28 protein-coding genes and 1 tRNA gene are annotated in these 24,845 nt (G+C 60.6%); 4 read left to right on the top strand and 25 right to left on the bottom strand.

Translation table 11 applies throughout. The features are described 5' to 3' along the window. Window positions 1-55: 55 nt before the first annotated feature. The 11 genes from E1K68_RS01755 to E1K68_RS01705 all read right to left on the bottom strand — a co-directional run bounded on the left by E1K68_RS01755 (window position 56) and on the right by E1K68_RS01705 (window position 8,749). Window positions 56-1,258, bottom strand: coding sequence for an HDOD domain-containing protein (locus E1K68_RS01755; RefSeq protein WP_169856429.1), 1,203 nt, complete (start codon window positions 1,256-1,258; stop codon window positions 56-58). A 214-nt stretch (window positions 1,259-1,472) separates the two neighbouring features. Next, the gene (gene gabT, locus E1K68_RS01750; RefSeq protein ID WP_212613712.1) at window positions 1,473-2,750 is read right to left on the bottom strand and encodes a 4-aminobutyrate--2-oxoglutarate transaminase; all 1,278 of its coding nucleotides are present in this window, start codon (window positions 2,748-2,750) and stop codon (window positions 1,473-1,475) included. Window positions 2,751-2,927: 177 nt separating this feature from the next. Beyond that, window positions 2,928-4,370, bottom strand: coding sequence for an NADP-dependent succinate-semialdehyde dehydrogenase (gene gabD, locus E1K68_RS01745; RefSeq protein WP_003187552.1), 1,443 nt, complete (start codon window positions 4,368-4,370; stop codon window positions 2,928-2,930). A 296-nt stretch (window positions 4,371-4,666) separates the two neighbouring features. Next, complete coding sequence (locus tag E1K68_RS01740) at window positions 4,667-4,981, bottom strand: RebB family R body protein (RefSeq protein WP_003187551.1); 315 nt, start codon at window positions 4,979-4,981, stop codon at window positions 4,667-4,669. Between the two features lie 50 nt (window positions 4,982-5,031). Beyond that, on the bottom strand, window positions 5,032-5,346 hold the full coding sequence (locus E1K68_RS01735) for a RebB family R body protein (protein ID WP_003187550.1): 315 nt from the start codon (window positions 5,344-5,346) through the stop codon (window positions 5,032-5,034). 79 nt (window positions 5,347-5,425) lie between these two features. Continuing rightward, window positions 5,426-5,737 (bottom strand): hypothetical protein, encoded by a 312-nt coding sequence (locus E1K68_RS01730; protein WP_212613711.1) that lies wholly within the window; start codon window positions 5,735-5,737, stop codon window positions 5,426-5,428. Window positions 5,738-5,777: 40 nt separating this feature from the next. After that, window positions 5,778-6,404: a hypothetical protein gene (locus tag E1K68_RS01725; RefSeq protein ID WP_003187547.1), complete on the bottom strand. Its 627-nt coding sequence runs from the start codon at window positions 6,402-6,404 to the stop codon at window positions 5,778-5,780. An 82-nt stretch (window positions 6,405-6,486) separates the two neighbouring features. Further along, window positions 6,487-7,053 (bottom strand): hypothetical protein, encoded by a 567-nt coding sequence (locus E1K68_RS01720; RefSeq protein WP_169913134.1) that lies wholly within the window; start codon window positions 7,051-7,053, stop codon window positions 6,487-6,489. Window positions 7,054-7,071: 18 nt separating this feature from the next. After that, complete coding sequence (locus E1K68_RS01715) at window positions 7,072-7,299, bottom strand: RebB family R body protein (protein ID WP_003187543.1); 228 nt, start codon at window positions 7,297-7,299, stop codon at window positions 7,072-7,074. A gap of 103 nt (window positions 7,300-7,402) precedes the next feature. Further along, on the bottom strand, window positions 7,403-7,945 hold the full coding sequence (locus E1K68_RS01710; RefSeq protein ID WP_212613710.1) for a sigma factor-like helix-turn-helix DNA-binding protein: 543 nt from the start codon (window positions 7,943-7,945) through the stop codon (window positions 7,403-7,405). An 87-nt stretch (window positions 7,946-8,032) separates the two neighbouring features. Further along, window positions 8,033-8,749, bottom strand: a complete 717-nt coding sequence (locus E1K68_RS01705; RefSeq protein ID WP_212613709.1) for a Crp/Fnr family transcriptional regulator — start codon at window positions 8,747-8,749, stop codon at window positions 8,033-8,035. 195 nt (window positions 8,750-8,944) lie between these two features. Between E1K68_RS01705 and E1K68_RS01700 the strand changes: the two genes are divergently transcribed. After that, window positions 8,945-9,021: transfer RNA gene (locus E1K68_RS01700), tRNA-Arg, on the top strand. Between the two features lie 194 nt (window positions 9,022-9,215). Here E1K68_RS01700 and E1K68_RS01695 read toward each other — a convergent pair. Both E1K68_RS01695 and E1K68_RS01690 read right to left on the bottom strand, forming a co-directional pair. Then, on the bottom strand, window positions 9,216-10,391 hold the full coding sequence (locus E1K68_RS01695) for an ATP-binding protein (protein ID WP_038448426.1): 1,176 nt from the start codon (window positions 10,389-10,391) through the stop codon (window positions 9,216-9,218). A 5-nt stretch (window positions 10,392-10,396) separates the two neighbouring features. After that, window positions 10,397-11,086: a response regulator gene (locus tag E1K68_RS01690; protein ID WP_003187519.1), complete on the bottom strand. Its 690-nt coding sequence runs from the start codon at window positions 11,084-11,086 to the stop codon at window positions 10,397-10,399. 218 nt (window positions 11,087-11,304) lie between these two features. On the opposite strand from E1K68_RS01690, the gene E1K68_RS01685 reads away from it, so the two are divergent. Further along, window positions 11,305-12,117 carry a MipA/OmpV family protein gene (locus E1K68_RS01685; protein ID WP_003187517.1) on the top strand — a complete coding sequence of 271 codons (813 nt, stop codon included), beginning with the start codon at window positions 11,305-11,307 and terminating at the stop codon, window positions 12,115-12,117. A 113-nt stretch (window positions 12,118-12,230) separates the two neighbouring features. Next, window positions 12,231-13,451: an alginate lyase family protein gene (locus E1K68_RS01680; RefSeq protein ID WP_212613708.1), complete on the top strand. Its 1,221-nt coding sequence runs from the start codon at window positions 12,231-12,233 to the stop codon at window positions 13,449-13,451. Window positions 13,452-13,703: 252 nt separating this feature from the next. Here the strand turns inward: E1K68_RS01680 and E1K68_RS01675 are convergent, their stop codons facing one another. After that, window positions 13,704-14,603: a LysR family transcriptional regulator gene (locus E1K68_RS01675; protein ID WP_212613707.1), complete on the bottom strand. Its 900-nt coding sequence runs from the start codon at window positions 14,601-14,603 to the stop codon at window positions 13,704-13,706. A gap of 116 nt (window positions 14,604-14,719) precedes the next feature. Between E1K68_RS01675 and E1K68_RS01670 the strand changes: the two genes are divergently transcribed. After that, a complete protein-coding gene (locus E1K68_RS01670; protein WP_212613706.1) occupies window positions 14,720-15,751 on the top strand; it encodes an SDR family oxidoreductase in 1,032 nt (343 codons plus the stop codon). A 42-nt stretch (window positions 15,752-15,793) separates the two neighbouring features. Here E1K68_RS01670 and E1K68_RS01665 read toward each other — a convergent pair whose 3' ends face one another. The 11 genes from E1K68_RS01665 to E1K68_RS01615 form a co-directional block, all read right to left on the bottom strand. Then, window positions 15,794-16,096 (bottom strand): hypothetical protein, encoded by a 303-nt coding sequence (locus tag E1K68_RS01665; RefSeq protein WP_034134591.1) that lies wholly within the window; start codon window positions 16,094-16,096, stop codon window positions 15,794-15,796. A gap of 9 nt (window positions 16,097-16,105) precedes the next feature. After that, window positions 16,106-16,729 carry a LysE family translocator gene (locus E1K68_RS01660; protein WP_034134590.1) on the bottom strand — a complete coding sequence of 208 codons (624 nt, stop codon included), beginning with the start codon at window positions 16,727-16,729 and terminating at the stop codon, window positions 16,106-16,108. Between the two features lie 52 nt (window positions 16,730-16,781). Beyond that, entirely contained in the window at window positions 16,782-18,086 is a 1,305-nt protein-coding gene (locus tag E1K68_RS01655; RefSeq protein WP_034134589.1) for a SidA/IucD/PvdA family monooxygenase, read from the bottom strand. 10 nt (window positions 18,087-18,096) lie between these two features. After that, complete coding sequence (locus E1K68_RS01650; RefSeq protein ID WP_057709507.1) at window positions 18,097-18,564, bottom strand: GNAT family N-acetyltransferase; 468 nt, start codon at window positions 18,562-18,564, stop codon at window positions 18,097-18,099. Continuing rightward, window positions 18,561-19,814: a diaminobutyrate--2-oxoglutarate transaminase gene (ectB, locus tag E1K68_RS01645; protein ID WP_212614863.1), complete on the bottom strand. Its 1,254-nt coding sequence runs from the start codon at window positions 19,812-19,814 to the stop codon at window positions 18,561-18,563. The genes E1K68_RS01650 and ectB overlap by 4 nt, the downstream gene beginning before the upstream one ends. A 341-nt stretch (window positions 19,815-20,155) precedes the next feature. After that, window positions 20,156-20,698 carry a hypothetical protein gene (locus E1K68_RS01640; protein WP_212613705.1) on the bottom strand — a complete coding sequence of 181 codons (543 nt, stop codon included), beginning with the start codon at window positions 20,696-20,698 and terminating at the stop codon, window positions 20,156-20,158. Further along, window positions 20,695-21,267, bottom strand: a complete 573-nt coding sequence (locus tag E1K68_RS01635; RefSeq protein ID WP_212613704.1) for an RNA polymerase sigma factor — start codon at window positions 21,265-21,267, stop codon at window positions 20,695-20,697. The genes E1K68_RS01640 and E1K68_RS01635 overlap by 4 nt, the downstream gene beginning before the upstream one ends. 193 nt (window positions 21,268-21,460) lie before the next feature. After that, window positions 21,461-23,083, bottom strand: coding sequence for a VWA domain-containing protein (locus E1K68_RS01630; RefSeq protein WP_212613703.1), 1,623 nt, complete (start codon window positions 23,081-23,083; stop codon window positions 21,461-21,463). A 201-nt stretch (window positions 23,084-23,284) separates the two neighbouring features. Further along, the gene (locus E1K68_RS01625) at window positions 23,285-23,935 is read right to left on the bottom strand and encodes a DUF799 domain-containing protein (protein WP_003187506.1); all 651 of its coding nucleotides are present in this window, start codon (window positions 23,933-23,935) and stop codon (window positions 23,285-23,287) included. Beyond that, entirely contained in the window at window positions 23,932-24,294 is a 363-nt protein-coding gene (locus tag E1K68_RS01620; RefSeq protein WP_003187504.1) for a DUF4810 domain-containing protein, read from the bottom strand. Before E1K68_RS01620 ends, E1K68_RS01625 begins: the two co-directional genes overlap by 4 nt. 29 nt (window positions 24,295-24,323) lie before the next feature. Continuing rightward, window positions 24,324-24,845 (bottom strand): CsgG/HfaB family protein (locus E1K68_RS01615; RefSeq protein WP_212613702.1); only part of this gene is annotated, 522 nt, incomplete at its 5' end.

Raw genomic sequence — 24,845 nt, 5'->3', positions numbered from 1 at the left:
ACTGACCCACCGCTATCGCAGGCAAGCCAGCTCCCACAATTGATCGGTGTGTGTTTCAGGTTTTGCGCACGCGGGTCAGTTCTGGCAAGCCTACCTTGAGCAGCCGCGCGGTCTTGCTGCCAGCCAGTTCTTCGAGCCCTTCGTGCTCGGTCAGCCGCGCCATTTGCACCGCCAGGTTCACCACCAGGGCTTCGCGCGAATACACCCCGCCTTCAAGTGAATAGATCCCCGCGATCAACTGCCGCAACTCCAGCGGCAAGCGCCAACGCGTGCGCAACGCCGAACCGTAGGCGGCGCCAAAGGCGTCGAGGGACTCGCCTATGGTTTGGTCATCCAGCACGCCGCCGCCCTGGCGCCAGTCTTCCAGGCAGCGCAACAAAGCCAGGTCGCCCAAGCGGTGCAGGATGCAGGCGCTGTAGCAGCGCTCGTGATCAAGCTCCAGCATGCGCGCCAGGCGCCGGGCGTAGTCGGCACTGTCCTGGGACAATTGCCAGTGCCGCTCGGCGTAGGCCACCAGCCCAGGGTCACCCAACACTACGTTGTGCTTGAGCGCCAGGCCAAGGATGAGGTTCATGCTCTGGCCGGGCACCAACTTGTGCAGGGCTTCTGGCAGGGTCTGCACCGGCGTGCCGTGGTAGCCGGCGCTGTTGGCGGCGGCGATGAGTACGGCGGTGATTTGCGGGTCGCTGTGCACCTGGTCCTCCAACTGCTTGAGGTCCAGGCCTTCGGGGCCGAGGCTGTGTTGCACGGCGGCTTTCACATCCACGCGCAACGGCGCCCCATCGCAGACCTCGCGGCGCCGTTCAAGGAAGGCTGGCAAGGTCATGCCCGGCGCCAACGGTGGGATTTCGCAGTACACGCTTTCGCCTTCGTTGAGCAGCAGGTCTTGCAGGCGCTGGGTCAGGCTTTCCATGTTCAGCGGGCGGGTCAGGTAGGCGGTGGGCGCCAGGGGCAAGGCTTCGCGCACGCTGGCACTGTCGTTGCGACTGCTTAGCAAGATAAACGGCAGCGAACGGCGCTTCTGGCGCACGCTGCGCAGCAGGCTCAGGCCATCCACGCCCGGCAGCTCCCAATCCGCCAGGATCAGGTCATAGGTTTTTTCGCCCAACAGCGTGGCGGCGTGCTGCCCATCGGCGCACACATCCAGCCGTGCGTCACAGCGCACATTCAACAGCACTTGCTTGAGCAGGTCCCGCGACCAAGGGTCTGCTTCGGCGATTAACACTCGGGGTACAGCGGGTAAATCAACAGCAGTCATCCAGCACGCTCCATCGGCAATGCTTGCACCTTAGACAATGCAGGCGCGTGCGTACAATGAAGCAGGCACAAAAAAACCGCCGAAGCGGTTTTTTTGCTTTTTCTTTTTGTAGGAGCGAGCTTGCTCGCGAAGGTCGTCAACGAAAACGCGGGCAGCCTTTGAAGCGCGGTGCCTGGGGGTTTTTCGCGAGCAAGCTCGCTCCTACAGGGGCGTGTCAGAGTTCGGAGAAGCACTCTTCGATGATCGCCAGGCCCTTGTCCAACTGCTCGTCCGGCGAGGTCAGGGGCACCAGTACGCGCAATACGTTGCCGTAGGTACCGCAGGACAGCAGGATCAGGCCCTTGTCACGTGCCTTGGCCACCACGGAGGCAACGGCGGCAGCGTTTGGCTTGTGGGTGTCGCCGTCTTCGAACAGCTCGACCGCGATCATCGCGCCCAAGGCACGCACTTCGCCGATCACCGGGTACTTGGCCTGGATGGCCTTGAGGCCAGTCACCAGGCGCTCGCCCACGGCCTTGCAGCGGTCCAGCAGGTGCTCTTCTTCGAACACTTCCATCACGGCCAGGGCCGCGGCGCAGGCAATCGGGCTACCGGCATAGGTGCCGCCCAAACCACCCGGGGCGATGGCGTCCATGTATTCGGCCTTACCGCACACACCGGCCAGCGGGAAGCCGCCCGCGATGGATTTGGCGAAGGTGGTCAGGTCGGCGGCGACGCCCATCTGTTCCATGGCGAAGAAGGTACCGGTACGGCCGGCACCGGTTTGCACTTCGTCGGCGATCAGCAGGATGCCGTGCTTGTCGCACAGTTCGCGCAGGCGCTTCATGAAGGCTTTCGGCGCGACGTAGAAACCGCCCTCGCCCTGCACCGGCTCGATGATGATGGCGGCGATATCACGCGGTTCGGCATCGTTCTTGAAAATGCGCTCGATGCTGGCGATGGAGTCGTCGACGCTCACACCGTGCAGTTCGTTGGGGTACAGCGCACGGAACACGCCGCCCGGCATCAGGCCCATGCCGGCCGAGTACGGCACCACCTTACCGGTGAGGCCCAGGGTCATCATGGTACGGCCGTGGTAAGCACCGGTGAAGGCGATTACACCTGCACGGCCCGTGGCGGCGCGGGCGATTTTCACGGCGTTTTCTACCGCTTCGGAACCAGTGGTAACCAGCAGGGTTTTCTTGGCGAAATCACCTGGCACTTTGGCGGCGACTTTTTCGCACACTTCTACGTAAGGCTCGTAGGCCAATACCTGGAAGCAGGTGTGGGTCAGCTTGTTGAGTTGCGCGGTCACGGCCGCGATGATTTTCGGGTGCACGTGGCCGGTGTTCAGCACGGCGATACCACCCGCGAAGTCGATGAACTCGCGACCTTCAACGTCGGTCACGGTGGCGTTCTTCGCGGATTCGGCGAAGATCGGGTGAATCTGGCCAACACCGCGCGGTACAGCGGCTTCGCGGCGTTTCATCAGGGAAGCGTTGGTCTTGCTCATAAAGTCCTCATTCGCCGCTCATCGGGCGGCGTGGCTCAAGGATAGGTGGCGGGGAGGCAACTACGGCAGCATGCGATGATCGACTGCCACAGCTTTCCCGGCCACTGCGAATAACCATGTGAAACACGCAAAGGGGCAGCGCTCTCGTGCCCTCTGCGTTTGCTGCAATCCCGTGCCTTAGATGCCCAGGCAGAGGTATTTGATTTCCAGGTAGTCCTCGATCCCGTACTTGGAGCCTTCACGGCCCAGGCCCGAGGCCTTGATGCCGCCGAACGGTGCCACTTCGTTGGAGATCAACCCGGTGTTGACGCCGACCATACCGTATTCCAGGGCCTCGGCCACACGGAACACCCGGCCCAGGTCGCGGGCGTAGAAGTAGGAGGCCAGGCCGAACTCGGTGTCGTTGGACATGGCGATCACTTCGGCTTCGTCTTTGAAGCGGAACAGTGGCGCCAGCGGGCCGAAGGTTTCTTCCTTGGCCACGGCGGCGTTTTTCGGCACGTCAACCAGGATGGTCGGTTCGAAGAAGTTGCCTTCCATCACCTTGCCACCGGCCAACAGCTTGGCGCCTTTGCTCAGGGCATCAGCGATATGTTCCTGCACCTTGGCCACGGCTTTTTCGTCGATCAGCGGGCCGGTGGTGGTGCCGTCTTCCAGGCCGTTACCGATCTTCAATTTGGTCACCGCCACCTTGAGCTTCTCAGCGAAGGCGTCGTACACCGAATCCTGGATGTACAGGCGGTTGGCGCAGACGCAGGTCTGGCCGTTGTTGCGGTACTTGGAGATGATCGCGCCTTCGACGGCCTTATCCAGGTCGGCGTCGTCGAACACGATGAACGGTGCGTTACCGCCCAGCTCCAGGGAGACTTTCTTGATGTCCTTGGCGCATTCGGCCATCAGCTGGCGACCGATTTCGGTCGAGCCGGTGAAGGACAATTTACGCACGATCGGGTTGCTGGTCAGCTCGCCGCCGATGTCGCCGGCGCTACCGGTGACCACACTGAGCACGCCTTTGGGGATACCGGCGCGGTGCGCCAGCTCAACCAGGGCCAGGGCCGAGAACGGGGTTTGCGAGGCCGGCTTGATCACCATGGTGCAACCGGCAGCCAGGGCCGGGCCGGCTTTGCGGGTGATCATAGCGGCGGGGAAGTTCCACGGGGTGATGGCTGCGGTCACGCCGATGGGCTGCTTGATCACGATCAGGCGCTTGTCGGGCTGGTGGCCGGGGATCACGTCACCGTAGATGCGCTTGGCTTCTTCGGCGAACCACTCGATAAAGGACGCGGCGTAGACGATTTCGCCCTTGGCTTCGGCCAGCGGCTTGCCTTGTTCGAGGGTCATCAGGCGGCCTAGGTCGTCCTGGTTTTCGATCAGCAGCTCAAACCAACGGCGCAGCTTGTTGGCGCGCTCCTTGGCAGTGAGTGCGCGCCAGGCTGGCAGGGCCTTGTCGGCGGCTTCGATGGCGCGGCGGGTTTCCGCGGCGCCCATCTTAGGCACGGTGCCAAGAATCTCGCCCGTGGCTGGGTTGTTGACCTTGATGGTTTGACCATTGTCCGCATCGACCCAAGCGCCATCAATGAAGGCTTGCTGGCGGAACAACTGGGTGTCTTTAAGCTGCATGTCGGCTTTCCTTAACAGCACCGCGCGCACGCGGAGCGAATTAGAGTTGTTGAAAGGCGCCTTGTGGGCTGCCGTCAGGGAAATCAGCCCCAGCGCGCAGAAAAAATGAAAGAGCGCACGGGAGACAGAGCGTTTGAAATCTCAAACGAATCCTAGGATCAATGGGGGTACAGGGCAATAGGATGTTCGAAAAAAAGAACGAATATGGCGCATCCGGCTCATCTTTCGGATCAAGTGCCCACACGACAACAGCCCCGGAGCCTTGTGGGCGCCGGGGCTGTTGGGGGCCTTGCAGCTTAAGGTTGGAACGACTTGAGCACGGCCAGCAGGCTGGTCAAGTTGTCGGCCACACCGCCTTGGGCGACTTTTTCCGTGGCGGCGGCGCCAGCGGTGGTGTCGACACTGTAGATCTGCATCACGCCCTGGTTGGTAGCCGCCTGGGCCAGGGTGTTTTGTTGCTGTTGAGCCGAGACCGAGTTTTGGAACAGGATCGCCGTGGCCTGGCCCATGGATTGGTAGATGGTGCTCATGGCCATTGCGGGTGATTCGGCAACCACCTTGACGTTGGTCTGGGTGACGGCATCGGTGATTTGCGGGCTGACTGTACTCATGGTTGAAACTCCTGGGTTGAGAAAGAACAACATCCGTTATTGCTCAGTGCTTAAGGCTGGAAAGACTTGAGCACGGTCAACAGGCTGGTGAGGTTATCCGACACGCCGCCCTGGGCGACTTTCTCGGTGGCCGCCGCACCTGCGGTGGTATCGACGCTGTAGATCTGCATCACGCCCTGGTTGGTGGCCGCCTGGGCCAGGGTGTTTTGCTGCTGCTGGGCCGACACCGCGTTCTGGAACAGAATCGCCGTGGCCTGCGCCATGGATTGATAAATAGTGCTCATCGCCATCGCTGGCGATTCGGCCACCACTTTGACGTTGGTCTGGGTGACCGCGTCGGTAATTTGCTCGTTGACTAATGGCATGATCAATTTCCTTATTTAGTACACGGTGCATTCCGTGTTCATCAATGAACGTTGCGAAACAGGCGCTGTGAAACCTGGTTTAGGGTTTCGCTGCGGGGCCCAGCGCCGCTTCAATCTGGGCGATCAACCCTTGGATCAGTGCCTGTACTTCCTTGCGTTGCGCGTCCTGGTCGGGAGCTGCGCCGTCCAACACCTGGCGCAGGGCCGCTTCACGTTGCTGGGCAGCGGTCTTGAGCGCTTGTTCGTTGGCCTTCGATTGCTCAAGCACCTGGGTGGCGCGCTTGAGGGTTTCGTCGACGATGGCCTGGGGCGTTCCGGCGAAAATCTGCGGGTTGCGCAGCATCGCTTCGAGCCGCTGGCGGTCATCGGTGGACAGAACCGAGGGTTGCATATCGACCTCCTTGGGAGATGCCTTGGCCGCGACACGCCCGCTAAAGCCGCACCTCAACGTTGTCCTGCCAGAAACCTGCAAAGTAAAAGTGTGGCGAAGAATCACAGAAGGTCGCCAACTCCGCAGGCGTTATGGCGCTGGGCTGGTTGGGGAAAATGGCAGGCGGAGGCGGTAGCAGGTTGGCCTCGTTATAGAGGTTGCCGACTTCATAGCAGTTGGCCGCGAATTGCGAACAAAACGACCCGCTGCCAATGTCGATAGACTCGTTGATCCGCGTCACCAGGCTGGTATCGGAAGTCCAGCGCCGAAAGGCTGAGATCATCGCGTTCCACACGCTATAACGGCCCCGGATGTCACCGCCGATCTTGTCGAAATAGAACTGTTTGGCAGCCACCGTCGCCGCCTCGCCCAACTCGGTATCCACGCAGGAAAACACCATCGCCGAACGCGGCGGCTTTTCCAGGCTCAGGTCGGTCAGGGCCAGGCCGCTGCCGACACTTTCGATCACCATGGTGTCGCTCACTGCGATCGCCGGGTGAACCACATTCAGGTACGTCGTGTCCTGCGAGAACACCTTGGCCTTGACCAGTTGACCGGCTTTGATAAACGCCCGCGTTGCGCTGTCGTCATCTTGTTTGACAGAAAAAATAATATCTCCAGGCTGCATGATGTCGCTCCTCACTCAAGAAAAGTTGCTTTCAAGTTGCTGTTGCACCGCCCCAGCAGAACGCTGGAGCGCTGTGCTGGGTTCAGGCCGCTGGCGCGGCCCGGTTGGCCAGGGTGCTCGCGTACTTGGCGATGCTCTGGTCGATCTTGTCGATGGCCACGCTGGCGGCTTCGGCCTCCATCGCACCGGCAGCAGCAGCCACAGCGGCAGCGGCGCCCACCAGCAGGTCGGTGGCCAGGGCGCCCAAGGCGTCTTCGGCAGCGGCTGGCAGGTTGTCCTTGACGATGTTCTCGGTCATTTGCTGGAGCAGTACGGCCTGGGCCGCCAACGCGATCTTGCTGACCCCGTCGAAGTACCCCGCCGCCGCTTGCGCCACCAGCCCGGCCGCCTGGCTGATCATCATGTCGGCCGGCACCGCGATCTGCGCCGGCGCATAGGCAAAGTTCTGCGAATTGGTGAACTGCACCGCCTGCACAATCTGGCTATTGAGCGCCGCCGTGCTGTCGGATGACGGCGCACTCACCTGATTGAGCAAGTGCTCGTTCATGCGCGCCATGATCGAGCGCGAGGCCGGTGCGGCGGGCGCCGGTGGGTCGGCGGCGGGCGTTGCTTGGGAGGCGGCGGGTTTCTTGCGACTGAACCACGACATAATCAATCTCCCGAGGGCTCAGCCCTTCTCGCCAATCTGCATGATCAGCGCCACGGCCTTGGAGATCACCGCGTTGGAAATCTGATTCATCGCCTGCTGGCTGTTGACCGCGTTCTGCAACGACAGGCCCGCCGCGCTGCTGGCCACCTGGTACAGCGACGCGATGGCCTGGGCTGGCGCCTCGGCCACCACCTTGACGTTGGTTTGAGTGACCGCGTCGGTGATCTGGCTGTTGACCTCTGTCATACATCTCTCCTTGATGGCATTCACCCAGGTTTGGGTGTGGATAGCGGCGGCATGCTGCGCTCTTACCACTAGAACGCCCCACGCCAGCATGTGTGAATTACCTTCAGCGCAACGCATCGCGCAGCAGTTGCACACGCTTGCGCACCAGCGGCAGCTTCACGTGCAACTCGGCGGCGATTTGCGGGTAAGGCAGGTCGTCGACAAAACGCATCTCGAACAAGCGCTGCTGCAACAGCGGTAACCGTGCGACGTGCGCCTCGAGCTGCTCCAGGCGCTCATAACACTCCACCCGCTCCAGCACCGAAGCGCAGGGCGCGGCGAGCGCGGCCAGGTGATCGTGCTCAAGGTCCACCGAATCATCGAACAACCGCCCCTCGCGCTTACTGCGCCGCACGCTGTCGAGAAACACATGATCGAGCACTAAAAACAGAAAACCCTGAGGGTCACGAATGCGCTCGGGCGAGCGCCGAAAAAACAACAGGGCCTTGATCGCCGTGGCCGCCAACCACTCCTGGCCCTGATCCAGATTGCCCTTGGCCCGCCGCAACGCCCGGCGCCTGAGCTCGCCGTGCACAGCACGCCAACTCGCTTCGAACAAACGGTCATCGGCGGCCCATTGATCCTTGAACTGAACAGTCATCCCCATCGCCAGCACTCCTGTGCATCCTTGATGAAGGGCCAGTCTGCGAGGGCTCGACGGGGGTACGCTGTTACCTGGGGAACACCGCCACAACTAATTCAGCGCAAAAGCCTTGCGCCTCAAATGCTCAACATCATTGATCACCATGCGCTCCAGATCGCCGCTGATCACCCCACTGCGCCGCCATACTTGCAGTTGCACATTCAACTTGGGGCGACTGGTATTCAGCATCGACGCCAACACCCCCTGGCTTGCGGGCAACGACACACTGGGCAAAGCCAACGCCAGGTCGATCTCGCCCAGGTTGGCCAACAAAAACCGCGCCAACCGCGACTCCAGCCGATGCAGGCACACCAACTCCAACAACTCGATGACGTGCAGCAACCGCAGCATCATCAGCATCAACAAACGCCGCAGAAACACCGGCTCCTCAAACAACACAGCAAAATGCCGGCTACCCAACTGCAACAATCGCGTGGGCCCGCTGGCAAAAGTGGAAGACTCGCGCCCATGATCCTTGATCAACGCCGTCTCCCCCACCACCTGCCCAGCCCCGGTACTGCCGATAATCTGCTCGCGCCCATCCGGCCCATGCACCATCGAATAAATCCGGCCCTCCACCACCAACGCAATGAATTCGAGGGTGTCATCCTTGAAATACAACAGCTCACGATCATCCAGCGTGCGCTCCACCATATGGGTGGCCACGTAGCGCAAGAGATGCTCCGGCATACCTCGAAACAAATCGGAGCGAGCCAGCAGGGTTTGTCTGAGCGGGAGATCGAGCATCACGGTTCCTTTGGAATGCATGCGTTCACCTGAGGAATTGCGGCGTGGAAGCGGGGTTAAAGCCACAAGAGCAAAGCAAACAAAGGGACGTGCGGCGCGGGGAGTTGTGAATGAGGGTGGCGATTAGCCATTTTTGTCGGAAATGGACGACAGGGGGCGGGGCAAATGCCGGAATGGACGCATCAGGTCGACATGGGTATGATGTCGCCCGCACAAGCATCCGTAGCTCAGCTGGATAGAGTACTGCCCTCCGAAGGCAGGGGTCGTGGGTTCGAATCCCGCCGGGTGCACCAGATATGAAATGAAAAAGCCTCAGGTCGGGAGATCTGGGGCTTTTTTGTGCGTTTGGTGGGTGGTGAGAGAGTGTTGAGTCGCGTCGGGATAGGAGAGGTGAAAATAAATCCCCTTTTTCCCAAGCAGTTTTCCAGCTCTACGATCATTACGATTTCACCGTCTTGAGCGCCGGTCTCAAGCAAAGAAGAAACGCCTACACAGGAACCTCCGCCCTGATCAGCGTACCGCCTTCGGCCAGATTGCGGGCAGTAATGGTACCGCCATGGGCCTGGCAGATCGCACGGGCGATGGACAAGCCTAGCCCGCTCCCCCCCGAGTAACGTGCCCTGGAGCGCTCTGCACGCCAGAAGCGGTCGAACACGCTGTCCAGATGCTGGGCTTCGATACCTGGCCCTCGGTCACCGACTTCAATCACCACCGAACCGTGAACCCGGCGCGCCGTTACATTCAACTCGCCTCCCCCGGCCGCATAACGCAGCAAGTTATCGACCAGAATGTTGATCACCTGGCCCAGGCGATCACGATCGGCATGCATACGAAGCCCATCAGCAATACTGACCTGCGTCAGCACGCAAGCCTCATCCAACTGCGGCTGGAACCACGCCAACCGCTCCGCCACCAGAGCTGCCAGAGAAAACTCGCTGCGCTCCAGCACCAGCCGGCCAGCACGAGCCATCGACAACAGGTGCAAGTCATCCACCAGCTTTCTGAGTTGATCGAGCTGACGCTTGACCATGCCCAACTGCATGGCATCGCTGGGGAATACCTCATCGAGCATACCCTGCACGCGCCCCATGGCGGCGTTCAAGGGTGTGCGCAGTTCGTGGGCAATGACCGCGCTGGATTCACGCACATCGCGCTCATAGCGCTCCAGTTGCGTGGTCATGCTGTTGAAGTCGCTGACCAGCCGTTGCAGCTCGTCGGGCGCGTCGCGGTGCACCGGCAGGCGAGTCAGGAAATCACCGCCGGCGACTCGCCGGGCGCCCTGGGCAATTGCCGAGAACTGGCTGGACAAGGGCCGCGAAAACCACAGGCCGAAGCCAATGATGATAGGGATCGCGGCCAGCACCAGGCCGATCAGTATCAGCCAGTCGCGATTGGCGATAGCCGGCTGGAAATAGTCCAGCGGATAGTACTGGGCAACCACTTGACGCAAGCGTGCCTCATTGAGCTCTGGCTCGGCGCGCAACGCCAGCAGCTCCTCACGCGGCCCAGGCGGCAGATGCTGCACAAAATACCAGTCCGACAGTGTGACGTTGATCCACATGCACACCGAGATCACCACCACCGCGCCGATCGCCAGCAGGCTCATGCGCAGGCCGATCCAGCGCCACATGGGTTTGTCGTTGACCCGCGGTTGCTCAAGCATGTGCGTTACCTGAATCGATAGCCAATGGAGCGCACCGTGACCAGAACGCCGGTGATGCCGTGGTTTTCCAGCTTGCGGCGCAGGTTGTGCACGTGGGTGTCGACGACGCGGGCCAGGGCTTCGCTTTCCGGTAGGCAGATTTCCAGCAACTCATCACGAGTGAAGGCCTTGGACGGCGTCTTGAGCAACGTCACCAGCAGCTTAAATTCCGTTGGGGTCAGGTCCAGCCATTGCGGTGGTGCTTCGCCCTGCTCAATGGCCGCGGTAAACGCAACAAGATCCACCCGCAGGTTTTCATGGCGCAGCAGGTGTTCGACCGGTTGGTTGCCGGTGGTGCGCCGCAACACCGCGTGCACCCGCGCCACCACTTCGCGCGGGCTGTAAGGCTTGACCACATAGTCGTCCGCGCCATAACGCAAGGCACCGAGCTTTTCCGGTTCGTCGCCCATGGCCGTGACCATGATGACCGGCGTGTCACTGCTACGGCGCACGGCGGATAACACCTCGGTGCCGCTCAAGCGCGGAAGCATCACGTCGAGCAGGATCAGGTCGGGCTGCCAGCTTTTGTACAGGTCCAGACCGCGCTGGCCGTCTTCGGCCAGGGCCACCTCATAGCCATCGCGGAGCAAGTAGGCTTCGAGAATGTTGGCGCTGTCGGCGTCGTCTTCGACGATGAGGATACGTTTTCCTGACACAAAGAAGCCTCTTGATGAAACCTTGATAATTTACGAACGGTTTATTGAAAGTGCGCTGCCAGTATTGCCCTACGCCCGCTTTCGCGAGCCGATCCTATGCCGACCACTGCATCGCTGTCCAAGCCTATCAACGGGCCTGAACAGCTCGATCAGAGGGAGGCGTTGTGTCGCGCGTCGGCGGGCGCACTGTTGTCTTCTTTTGCACATAGGGCTTGACCATGAACTTCACCACCTCCCCTACCCACAACGTTCTGTGGGGCGCCGTCACGCTGCTGTGCTGCGCGCTCGCGCCCCAGGCTCAGGCGACCGACGCCAGCCCGACAGCCGAAGAAACCACCGTTACCCTGGGCCTTGGCATGGGTGTCACGCCTCGCTACATGGGTGCTGACCGCTACCGTCCGCTCGTACTGCCGATGCTCAGCATCCAGCACGGAGCGTTGTTCGCCGACACCACTCGCGGCGTGGGCCTGCAATTTCAATCCGACAGTGGCTTCGGCGCCAGCGCAGCGATCAATTACGACCTGGGCCGCAAAGAGAAGGACAGCATCACCAGCCCGGGCGGCGACGAGCTCAGAGGTATGGGCGATATCAACGGCGCAACCGTCGCCGACTTTACCCTCAGCCAACAACTGCTTGACTGGCTGTCGGTCAACGGCGAAGCCGAACTGCGCATGGCCGGCGAGCACCGAGGCAACCGTTACCGCTTTGGCCTGGAAGGCATCTTGTTGCACACAGACCGCGACACCCTGAGCCTGGCCATCGACGCCCATGCCGGCGATAGCCGCTACAACCAGACGTTCTTCGGCGTCACCCAGGCTCAGAGCCAACGCTCGATCTACAGCAAGTACACCGCCGACGCCGGGATCTATGCCTACTCCGCTGCCTTGAACTGGCAGCACACCTTCGACGCGCACTGGTCAACGCTGGCCAGCCTGACGCTGACTCAATACGCTGACCAGGCCAGCGACAGCCCGCTGGTAAGGCGCGAAACCGCAGGCTTGGGCCTGTTTGCAATCAACTACACGTTCTGACAACAAGCCCCGGGTATGCAGGCTTCATCTGAACTATCCCTGGGGCAGATTCCAGTCCTGTGCGAATGGCTTTTCAGACCGCGCAAGGTTCTCCCCATCAGGGCGTACACACGATGATCCGTTTGAAGTACCTGTCCAAAAGAGCCGTGCTGCTCTATGCGCTATTGATGAGTATCGGCAGTCAAGCCTCCCCCACCCTGCATACCGAAGCGTTCGTGCATCCTGGCCTGCTCCAGACCCGGGAGGACTTCACGCGGATACGCGAGAAGCTGGCCAACTATAACCAGCCGTGGCTGGCCGGCTGGCAGAAGCTGATCGCCAACCCCCATGCCTCATTAGCCTGGCAGCCCAACCCGGTGCCGGTGGTGTACCCCACTTCAGGCGGCCCGAATAACGACAATGTTCTGTTCAACGACGCAGCCGCCGCGTATGCACTGGCCCTGCGCTGGCAGATCTCCAACAACCCGGCGTATGCCGACAAGGCCGTGAGTATTTTGAACCAGTGGGCCTTGACCCTCACCGCGATCAAAGACAAGCCCGGCAGAGCTTTGGTGGCAGGCTTGTACGGCTACCAACTGGCCAACGCGGCCGAACTGCTGCGCAGCTACCCAAAGTGGCGGGCGGAAGATTTCCAGCGTTTTCAAGGCATGATGCTCACTGTGTTCTACCCCATCAATCATGACTTCCTGGTGAACCACGACGGCGCCCGGCCTGATCATCATGGGGCCAGCTGGGACCTAGCCAACATGAACTCGATGCTGGCCATCGGCGTACTGACCGACCGCCGCGATCTCTACAACGAGGCCGTCGACTACTTCAAGCACGGCACCGGTAACGGCGCCATCGCCCACGCGGTGTGGAAGCTCTACGGCGATGGCCTTGGTCAAGTCCAGGAAAGCGGACGTGATCAGTCACACGCCATGCTCGACATAGCCCTGCTTGGCAGTTTCTGCCAAATGGCCTGGAGCCAGGGCAACGACCTGTTCGGCTACCAGAACAACCGCGTGCTGCAGGGCGCCGAGTATGTGGCCAAGTACAACCTTGGCCAGGAGGTGCCGTTTACCCCCATCCCCAACAGCAGCTTCAAACAGACCGTCATCTCGGCCGATCATCGCGGCGAAACCCGTCCGATATGGGAACTGCTCTACAACCACTACGCCGTGCGAAAGGGCCTCAGCGCACCGAATGTGCAGGCCATGGCAAATAACGGCCAAGTGGAAGGTGGTGGCGGGGATTACGGTGCTGACAGGGCTGGCTACGTCCAGCTGGGGTATGGGACGTTGCTGTATTCGTTGGGGGAATACGGTTTGTCGGAGATGCAGTTAATGCCTTAGAGGTATATCACCGAAGCTGCGCTGCGCATTACAAATGCGTCCTTTCTACCTGTCAAATTCGAGGAATGGCAAGAACGCATTGGTGTGTTGGAAATGTCAAAGGACGCCAGCACCATCGCCGCAGAAGTGTGGAGCCAGATATGAATGAAACACCCGAGGCCTTAAGACCCAGGGCTTTTTTGTGAGCCACTTGCACGCGCAACTCAATGTTGCTACGAGTGGCTAAGCGCCTACATCCCGATGGGTTGAATATTACGAAGGCCTTGATGAATTCCCGGAATGCTGCTTTTCCAGGCTTGAAATTTCACCGCGCAACACCCCCTCCAACACCCCAAAAAACCCCTGAATATGCCCCTGCTTCAACGCCTGTGGCCGCGTCACCAAATAAACCTCCATCGCCGGCAGTTCTATCTCCGGAAAAACCTCACTCAACCCCGTCGCCAAAATACGCGGCAACACCGCCACCCCCATCCCGCGCCTCACCGACTCAAGCTGCACCGCGAACGAACTCACCCTAATCGGCGCATGGTCCAGCCCGGCAGCTTTCGCGGCGCGCATTTGCGGTAGCAGGTCCAGCGGTGGCAGCAAGGCGATACTGGCGGCGGTGGCTGGCGTTAGCGCAGGAAACCGTTGCAGGTATTCGGCGGTTGCGAACACGCCGTAGGCGAGTTTGCCAAGCCCTCGGTAGATCAGGGAAGGTTCGCCCAGGTGTGCGGTGCGTATGGCAATGTCGGCCACACCTCGTATGATTTTGTGGAAGTCGGTGGTGACCAGGAGTTCTACGGAGCAGCCTGGGTGCTGCGCTGTGAAGCGGCTGGCGGCTTCGAGCACACTGGCGGAAAAGCCTTCGCCGGCGCTCACCAGCACGGTGCCGCTGAGGGTTGCGGGCGTGCCGTCGACGGGCGCCTGGCGGCGCAGGCCGGATTCGGCTGCCAGGGCGACGTCTACCAGGGCTTGGCCTCGGGAGGTGAGCCGGCAGCCTTCCACGCCGCGTTCCACCAGTGGTTCGCCCAGGGCGGTTTCCAGTTGGGTGAGGCGGCGGGAGACGGTAGAGGCCGCGATACCGAGTAACTGGCCTGCCTGTAAAAAGCTGCCGCGCCGTGAGACTGCCAGCAGCAGTCGAAGATCGTCCCAATTTGCCTGCAATGCCATATCTCCGCGCTTCCCTGGTGTGCAGATGTGCAAAGCCATTATGCCGCAGGCGCTGTTTTTACGGCGCGGGCTCGCGGGTATATCTACTGGCCTTCTCAACAAATGGAATGGCCTGTATGAACACGAACCCCAATCGCTTGCACAGCACCTTTGTGACCGGTGCCACCGGCTTGCTGGGCAATAACCTGGTACGGGAGCTGGTCGCACGGGGTTATGCGGTGAAGGCGCTGGTGCGCTCGGCGGTCAAGGGTGCGCAGCAGTTCGGCGATGTGCCGGGCGTGGAGCAGGTGGTGGGAGACATGGCAGATGTGGATGCCTTCGCGGCGGCGTTGCAAGGCTGCCATACGGTGTTTCACTGCGCGGCGTTTTTTCGCGATAACTACAAGGGCGGCAGCCATTGGGAGGAGCTGGAAAAGATCAATGTCGTCGGTACGCGAGCCCTGCTGCAACGGGCGTATGACGCCGGTGTGCGACGGTTTGTGCATACCTCGTCGATTGCCGTGCTTGACGGTGCCCCCGGTACGCCGATCGACGAGACGTGCCTGCGGGCCGAAGCCGATGCGGACGACTACTACCGCAGCAAGATCCTGGCTGAGCGGGAGGTGTTGAGGTTTCTTGAAAGCCATCCGCAGATGTACGCCTGCATGGTCTTGCCCGGTTGGATGTGGGGGCCGGGTGACCTTGGGCCGACGTCTTCGGGGCAGTTGGTGAGGGACGTGATCAACGGCAAGTTGCCGGGGCTGATTCCTGGCACCTTTTCGCTGGTCGATGCCCGCGATGTGGCCTGGGCGCACATTGCTGCCGCCCAGCGCGGGCGTCGGGGCGAGCGTTATCTCGCGGCCGGTCGCAACTTGACCATGCGCCAGCTGATTCCGGCGCTGGGGCGTATTGCCGGGGTCAAGGTACCCTCCCGCCAACTGCCGCTGCCCGCGCTGTACCTGTTGGCAGCTGTGCAAGAGACCTACGCGTACCTGACCGGCAAGCCCATTTTGCTGAGCATGGCGACGTTACGGCTGTTGATACGCGAGGAACACCGTACCCGCTTTGACCACCGCAAAAGTGAAGAGGAACTGGGGCTGAGCTTTCGTGTGCTGGAGCAGACCCTCACGGACACGGTGGCCTGGTACCGGGCTCACGGCGGGTTATAAGAAAGCCCCAGGCCAACGACCTGGGGCTATTTATATGGGCCTTCAGCACGCCCATTTGAAATCTTGAAAAGCCACCTCCCTGGCTAACGCGACCGGCACGGAGTAAGCCCTGCGCCGAACAGCCTGCAGTGATGCTGCGTAATTGATACCCGGCCCAAAGCTGTCGATCACTTGGAAAATGCCCTCAAGGCAGCAGTCCAAAATCAACGTCACCCCCGGATAATCCCTCGTCAGTTCCCCCGTTGAATCGCTTAGCACCAACGCCTCCGGCTTCAGGTCAATCAACAACCAACTACGATGCTTGAAGCGCACCCCCACATCCTTGAGCAACGCGTTCCATTCCATGACCCAACCTCATCGACTGGCGATCAGCACAGGAATGGCGTTGTTCAGTGAGAACGCCACCAGAAATACGGCCAGCCCGACGTCGATCTGCCGGGTGTACTTGAGGAACAGCGCCTTGATCGGACCTTGGCCGAACAGCAGCGCCACCACTGAATACCAGATGACTTCCAGGGTCGAGCACAGCATCACCACCAGCACTTTGTCGATCTCCGAGCGCGGAACCGAGAGAAAGCCGGCATAGATACTGATCATGAAAGCGATGGTTTTCATGTTGCTGATATTGGTGATCACCCCCACGCGGTAGGCCTTGGCGAAGCTGGTCGCGCCCGGTGCGGTGCTTTCGGCCGTGCCGGTGTTCTTGGCCAGCACGCTTTTGATGATGCTGTACGCGATGTACAGCAGGTACGCCGAACCGCATAACGTGGCGACTTTGGAAAACGCCGGGTACTGGTGCAACAAAGCCGCCAGGCCCAGCAACGAAATCGTCGAGAAAAACACCCCGACCGTGCAGATGCCCAGGGTCGCGCCGATGCCGGTCGACACCGAGCCCAGCGAGGCGAAGCGGCTGACAATGATGAAGTTGGGGCCCGGGCTTATCACCGCCAGGATGTAGATCAATGCTGCTGTAAACATGGGAACTCCTTGTATGAGGCAGCGGACCGCGCAGGCCGCTGCCGAGAGCCGATCAGGCCAGTGCGTGCAACGGAGCCTCGGCCTGCGCGAGCTTTGCCTCCAGGGACGCGAGGATATGTTCGACCCGCAGTGAAATCAGGCTGAATGAGCCGGCGTCACCCAGGCCATGGGAGCTTTCGCATAAGCCGTTAAGGAACACGGCAGGCAATTCATCCAGCGCCGTCAGGCTGTAATCGCGGTTCACCACCAGCGCGCCATGAGTGTCCGCTCGGAACCGGGCGTGATAAGGCGCCAACAGCGGTGGATAGAGTTCACCATTTTCCTTGGCGGCAATGTCCTTGAAACCGGTAGCCAGCACCAGCGCATCCAACGCGAGGGTCGAGTGGGTCAGTTGGTTGACCTCTTTGAGCGCCAGCTCCACCTGCCCTGATGCGTTGATCTGCGCCTGCTCGATGGCGATGTTGTTGAGAATGTGGATACGCTGTTTGCCCTGCAGTTTTTCCTCATGGATGCGCACGTATAGCGCGTTGATCACGTCTTCATCGGCCGAGCTGTAGTTGGTGCCGCGCAGTTGCTTGTCCACCCGCGCCTTGGCCTCGGGCGGCAGGTTGAAGTAGTAGTCGATAAATTCCGGAAAATACACCTTGTCGCTGAATGGGCTGGTGTCTTTGAGGCGGAAGCTGAAGCTGCGGTGCAGCGAGTAAATCTCTTTGTCCGGGAACCTGGCGGTCAGGTCGAGCACAATCTCCACGGCGCTCTGGCTGGACCCCACCACCCCGATGCGCTGCACGCTCTGGGGTAGCTGGTTGAGACGCTCCAGGTAGTGATTGAGATGGAACACCCGAGGGCCGGTCAGGCCCTCGAACACCGCTGGTATATTCGCCGTGCGCCCGGTGCCCAGCACCAGACTGCGCCCGTAGATGACCCTTTGGTCGTTATAGGTCACCTTCCACACCTGCTCGCCTTTGAATAGCAACGGCTCGACCCGGTGGGCGAACGCTGAGGATTCAACACTGGCGAGAAAATGCCCGGCCACCCATTTGATGTACTCGGCATATTCACGCCGCAACGGGTATGTCAGCGGCAGATTGAGGTAATCGAACAGGCGCCCGGTTTCTTTCAGGTAATTGACGAACCCATAGTGGCTGCGCGGGTTGCGCGGCGTGACCAGGTCGCGCAAGGGGTTGTTCTGGATGTCCGAGCCGCTGAGCAGCATTTCATCCTGCCAGTCGGGGGTGGGCTTGGCGTCGAGGAACCGATAGGTCAGCGCTGAAGCCGACTCTTGCAGCCCGATAGCCAACGCCAGGTTGGAGGGACCAAAACCAATACCTACGATATCGAAAACAGTGTCTGACATGGAAAAGCTCCTATCCCTGGATTGGCTTCAGTGGAAGATGGTAATAGTGATACGCCGTGTTTTCGATAAACCCGAAGCGCGTGTATAAGTTTCGAGCCTTTGGGTTATCGTCCGCGCCCTCAATGAACAACTGTTTGGCGCCGGTTGTTTCCGCGAACATCTTGGCCGCATTCAATAAGGCCAGGCCAACCCCCGCCCTGCGTTTGGACGCCTCAACATATAAATCATTAAGTATCCACAGGCGCTCTAACGTGACACTGGAAAAACTCGGGAACAGTTGTGTAAACCCAATGATTTCATTGTTTACCAGCGCGACGATAATAATTGACTCGCCTAAATAGAAGCGTTGTTGAATAAAGGCCGTCGAGCGGGTCAGGTCGGATGCCTCACCATAAAACTCGCGGTATTTGTCCAACAACGGCGCGATGGCGGCGGCGTCATCGAGGGACGCATGCCGAGTAAAAACTGCATCGCTCATGGTGTGGTCACCTCGGCAAACGCCTGCTCCAGAATCTGCACGCCTTGGGCGATCTGCGCAGCCGTGATGGTCAGGGCCGGAAGAAACTTCAGCACTTGGTTATCAATGCCCGAGGTTTCAATGATCAGCCCGTGGGCGTAGGCACGCGCAGCGACTTTCTGCGCCAGGCTCACGTCTTCGAACTCGATGCCTCTGAAAAAACCACGGCCCTTCAGGCGGTTGGGCGCCTTGGCGGCGAAGCCTGCGGACAAGCCCTGCAAGGCCTCATGCAGCACGCCTGCCTTGGCCTTGAGCGCCCGGGTAAAGCCTGCGTCGCTCCAATAGTGGTCGATTACCGCCTTGCCGGTAACGAACGCCAGGTTGTTACCGCGAAACGTGCCGTTGTGCTCTCCCGGCTCCCACACGTCCAGGTGAGGCGCCAGCAATACCAGCGACATGGGCAAGCCATAGCCACTGATGGACTTGGACAAGGTCACGATGTCCGGGGTGACGCCCAGGGCTTCGAAGCTGAAGAAGTCACCCGTGCGCCCGCAGCCCGCCTGGATGTCATCGATGATCAGCAGAATGTCATGGGCCTGGGCGATGCGCTGCACGGCTTGCACCCAGGCAGCCGAGGCGCTGTTGACGCCGCCCTCGCCTTGCACGGTTTCCAGCACGATGGCCGCTGGTTTGTCGATGCCACTGCCGCTGCGCAACATAGTGGCCAAGTACAGCGAGGTGTCCACCTCGTCGCCGAAGTAGCCATCGTAGGGCATGAAGGTGACATTGCTGAGGGTAACGCCCGCCCCGGCCCGCTTACGCGGGTTGCTGGTCAGGGCCAGGCTGCCCAGGGACATTCCATGGAAGGCATTGGTGAAGGCTACGATGTTCTGGCGCCCGGTGTACTTGCGCGCCAGCTTGATCGCGGCCTCTACCGCATTGGTGCCGGTGGGCCCAGGAAACTGCACTTTGTAACGCAGGTTGCGCGGCGCGAGCACCTGCGCTTCGAATGCAGTGAGAAAGGCTTTCTTGGCGGTGGTCTTGAAGTCCAGGCCATGAGTGATGCCATTGTGCGCAATGTAGTCGAGCAGCGCGGCCTTTAATACCGGGTTGTTATGCCCGTAGTTCAAGGCACCGGCACCGCTGAAAAAGTCGATGAAAAGCTGACCTTGCTCACTGGTCAGCGTTGATCCCTCGGCGGTTTTGAACGTATCGGTAAAGTCCCGGCAATAAGAGCGTACATTGGACTCTTTCAGCTCGAATATATCCAAGGGTTGTTGCAGTTCAGGTATTGCCTGTGCAAGTGAGTAATTCAGCGTCGCCGTCATATCAGGTACCGTTCATTAATCCAATTGAATGGACTTCCAACAGGTAGAGCTATTTCCCAGTGGCCATGTAGCGAATGCTGAGAAGACTTTAATCCTTGAAGTCCGCTTGCAACTTTTCATCCAATGAAAACATGACCCGCTCTGTTGGCCAGCAGGAACAATGACGTCTTTCGCTGATTAAACTAGCAGCAATTACTCCCCCTGCAACTGAATATAAATTCATATGCTTATGACCCGTTGCCGCCAAGCCGGCGATGGTATCGCGCGATACCATCGCCACGGGGTCAGTGCGGCGGCAAGCTTTTAAGGCGTTCTTCCAGGTTTTGCCCAGGGAAGCGCTTTTGCAACTCGGCAAGTTTGGCCGTCGCCGCGGCCTCATCCCCTGCCGCGCGCAGGCGCGCTACTTCCTGCAAGCCAAGCTCAAGAGGTTGCGGCGCAGCGCGCTTGGCCAGCTTGCCTTGGGGCAAGGCATCGCTGCTCATTTCGGCACTGTAGGACTCGGCACGGGGCGGCGCGCTCATCGGCGCAGGCGCGGAGAACGCGGCCGGGGCAGCGAGACGTGTGTTGTGTACCGGGTCCAACTCGGGGGTGCGCGTGATCACGCCCACCAGCAACGCCACACCGGCCAGGCTAGCGAATGCCATTTGCCAGCGCGGTTGCTGGCATGCACGCAGCCAACGCTGCCACAGGTTGGGCGCGGGCTTGGGGGCTTCGCGGCGGGCAGCGCTGAGGATGAAGGCGTCGAGGGACGCGGGCGGTTCGCCCGTGCTGTGTTGACGGTAGTGCTGGAGCAGCGCGTCGTCTGGGGTGTGTCGGGAGTCAGTCATACAGGTACCTCCTCGGCCAGCAGGCGCCGCATTTTTTGCAGGGCGTAGCGCAAGCGGCTTTTTACGGTTTCCAGCGGGGCGCCGGTGAGGGTGGCGATTTGCGGTACTTCGAGCTCGCCGTGCAGGCGCAGCAGAAACACTTCGCGCTGGTCTTCGGGCAGCTCTTGCAGGGCCGCGTCGAGGCGCGCCTGGTCGCGGCTGAGGGTCAGTTGCTGCTCGGGGCCGTCGCTGTCGTCGGCCTGGGCGTGCAGCTGTTCATCGTAGCTGTCATGCAGGGGGTTGTGGATGCCGTGCTTGCGCCAATGGTCGATCAGGCGGTTGCGGGCGATCTGGAACAACCAGGTGCGAAAACTCGCCCGGCCTTGTGGCTGGGTGGTGCTGCGGATCAGGCTGAGCCAGGTGTCCTGGTAGATTTCTTCGGCCAGTTCGGCTTTGTTGCACAGGGACACGAGGAAGCGGTAGAGGCCCTGGCGGTGGCGGCTGTACAAGGCTTCGAAGGCGGCAGCGTCACCGGTTCGGTAGCGGGCCAGCAGCGATTCGTCGCTGGGTGAGTCATCTGGAACGGCCATGTAATGGGCGAACTCCTTTTTGTCAGCCGAAACAAATTACTGTAGGAGCGAGCTTGCTCGCGAAGAACGTCAACGATAACGCGTGCTTCCTGGATAAACGCGGTGCCTGTGAGTTTTTCGCGAGCAAGCTCGCTCCTACAAAAAGCTTTAGCAGCAAGCCCTCTCCCACATTTGATCTCGGTTGTGAGCGAGATCAGGGTTTGAGGCTTTGGGCCAGCTCCACCAGTTGCACGAATTCGTTGCGCAGCCCGAAGGGGTCATCGCCCCGGGCCGAGCGTGCCAATCTGGCGGTGTCTTGCACACTCATGGTGCCAGTGTAGCGGCCATCGCCCTTGAGCTGTTGGGCGAAGGCGGCCACGGCAGCGGCGAAACGCAGGTCATCGCTGGCCGGGGTGGCCTGGTTGGCGATGGGGCGTTCGATCAACTGGCTGTTACCGCCCGCAGCGGGTTTGTAGCGCACCCGTAGCATCGCCAGCTCATCGGATTTGCCTTCGGTCGCAGGCGCGGCGGCGTAACGCAGAGGCTCCAACCAGCCCTTCTCGCCCTTGGGTACGATTTCATACAGCGCGGTCACCGTGTGCCCTGCGCCAATCTCGCCGGCATCGACTTTGTCGTTGTTGAAATCTTCACGCTTCAGGGCGCGGTTTTCATAGCCCAGCAGGCGGTATTCGCTGACCTGGGCCGGGTTGAACTCCACCTGCAGTTTCACATCTCGCGCCACCACGGCCAGGGTGGAACTGAGTTGCTCTACCAGCACCTTGCGCGCTTCACGCAGGTTGTCGATGTAGGCGTAGTTGCCGTCGCCCGCGTCGGCCAGTTGTTCCATCAGATGCTCGTTGTAGTTATCCACACCAAAGCCGAGGGTGGTCAGCGATACGCCGCTTTTGCGCTGGGCCACGGCCATTTGCTTGAGGCTGTCGAAGTCGCTGATGCCCACGTTGAAGTCGCCGTCGGTGGCCAGCAGTATGCGGTTGATGCCCTGGTCGATAAAGCCTTCGCGGGCCATCTGGTAGGCCAGTTCGATGCCGGACGCGCCTGCGGTGGAGCCGCCGGCGGTGAGTTGCTCGATAGCGTTGCGGATCTTGGCTTTTTCACTGCCCGAGGTGGGCTTGAGCACCACGCGGGATTCACCGGCGTAGACCACCAGTGATACGCGGTCCTGATCACGCAGTTGATCCACCAGTAATTTCAGCGTGCTTTTGACCAGCGGCAAGCCTTCGCGGCGGTCCATGGAGCCGGACACGTCCACCAGGAACACCAGGTTGGCGGGCGCCAGTTCGGCCACGGGTTTATCGGAGGCCTTGATGCCGATGCGCAGCAGTTTTGTGCGCGGGTTCCATGGCGTGGTGGCGACTTCGGTGGTGACGCCAAAGGGCGAACCATCGGTGGGCAGCGCGTAATTGTAGGGAAAGTAGTTGACCATTTCCTCCAATCGCACCGCGCCTTCGGGCGGTAGACGGCCTTGGTTGAGGAAGCGCCGTACGTTGGCGTAGCTGCCCGTGTCGACATCCACGCTGAAGGTGGAGACCGGAGTTTCGGCGACGCGGTGCACGGGGTTATCGGGCAGGTTGGCGTATTGCTCGCGGGGTTCGCTGCGGTCATTAATCATCGCCATTTCACGCACCGCCATCGGTGCCGGCATGGCCATGCGTTTGGCCATCGCGCCCTCAACTGGCGCGCTGTGCAACTCGGCGGTGGGTTGTGCCGGTTTGGCCACCTCGGGAGAGGAAGACAGCCCACACCCGGCCAGCGCTACCAGCAGGGTAACGGTGAAGCCTTGGGCAGCGGGACGCAGGTAAAGCAGAGGGCGGGACATGGGGCTGAACCTCGTGAATGAATGAGCCGTTCACAAGGTCAGACGCGACATAGGTTGGGTTCGGGTTAAACCCTTGAGACTCACCCCGATCAATGTGGGAGCTGGCTTGCCTGCGATAGCGGTGTATCAGGCAATCTCTGCAGCACTGGCCCACCGCAATCGCAGGCAAGCCAGCTCCCACAGTTGAATGGCGGTGTTCTCTTAGTCCGTGCCGTATTTCGGGTTACGCGGGCCGTACAAGATGCCGGTGCGTTGCCCCGCCGACAGCAACCGCGCACTGGTGATACCGGCAATCGGGTGCGCCGCATCGGTAGAGCTGTTGATCACCTGCTTGACCGCCGCCGTGATCAACATGCCCACCAGGCCGCCACCGTTGTTGTTGCCCTCCTCGCTCGACGCCCGCGCAGAACCGGTCCACAAGGTGGTGCCAGTGCGCAGGTCCACCAGTTTGGCCGAGGCCGTCACTGAGGTGTCGCTGGAGATCAGCATGTACTGGGTGCCGTACTCGCTGATGGTGATGTACAGCGCCGCGTCCGCACCAAAGATGTCATGCAGCTTGGCCGGTTGTACGGCCTGGACATCGTTGGCGGTGGTGAGGCCGTTCTGGCGGAAAGTTTCGTCCACCAGGGCAATCGGCAACACGTAGTAGCCGGCTTCGGCCAGCGGGTAGGTGACTTGCGACACCAGGCTGTAAGACGCCTGCACTTCCGGCGATTCATTGATCGGCGGCAGTACCAGGATCGACTTGGGCCGCGCCTGTTTGTACGCCGAATAATCAACCGTCTTGGGCGCGGCGCAACCGCCGAGCAACGCCAGGGCCAGCAAGGCGCCGGTGAGTTTTAACAGGCTCATTTAGTGGCGACTCCGGCTTTGGCGTTTTTCAACAGAAAGTCCATGTACGCAGCAGACTCGGGGAACAGCGCCTTCTCGGTGCGAAACTCCTGCACCATCTGGTCATCCTTGCCCATGTTCATGTACAGCATGCCCAGGTGCGCGTGGTAACCCGGCGGCGCCTTGCGGCCACTGGCGTTGATCTTCTGCAGATCGCGCTCCAGTGCTTCCACCTGCGCTTCCTTGGGCTCGCCCTTGAAGTACTCGTAAACCTGCGGCTGGTAGCTCTCCCATTGATACAGGGGCTGGGGCGCCGTCTGGCACCCGGCTACCGTCGCGACTGCTGCCAGCGTCAGCGCCAATTTCACTGCCTTGCTCATCCGTGTACTGCTCCTTGTGGTGTGGCTGATCAGTTACGCGGGTTCCAGGCGCCGGCGTTGATGCCGTCGACCAGGCGGTTGATCGCTTCGCGCATGGCCAGGTCCAGCACCTTGCCATTGAGGGTGGAGTCATAGCTAGCGGTGCCGCCGAAGCCGATCACTTCACGGTTGGACAGCGCGTACTCACCGGCACCCTGGGTGGAATACACCACTTCGGAGGTATTGATGTTGACGATATTCAACGCGACTTTGGCGTAGGCCACTTGGGTCTTGCCACGGCCGAGAATGCCGAACAACTGGCGGTCGCCGGTTTCTTTGCGGCCGAACTCGGTCACATCGCCAGTTACCACATAGTCAGCGCCCTTGAGCTTCTGCACGGTGCCTTTGATTTTGGCTTCCTGGGAGATCTCGCCCATGTTGTCGCGGTCCAGCACGCTGAAGCGATTGGTCTGCTGCAAGTGGGTGATCAGGATCGTCTTGGCCTGGCCGCCGAGACGGTCAACGCCATCGGAGAAGATGCCGCGCATGTAGCTGGAGCGGTTATCGAACTT

It is taken from the genome of Pseudomonas sp. B2021 (genome assembly GCF_018135665.1).
Taxonomy (GTDB): domain Bacteria; phylum Pseudomonadota; class Gammaproteobacteria; order Pseudomonadales; family Pseudomonadaceae; genus Aquipseudomonas; species Aquipseudomonas lactis.
This window is presented reverse-complemented; position numbering and strand designations above follow the sequence as displayed.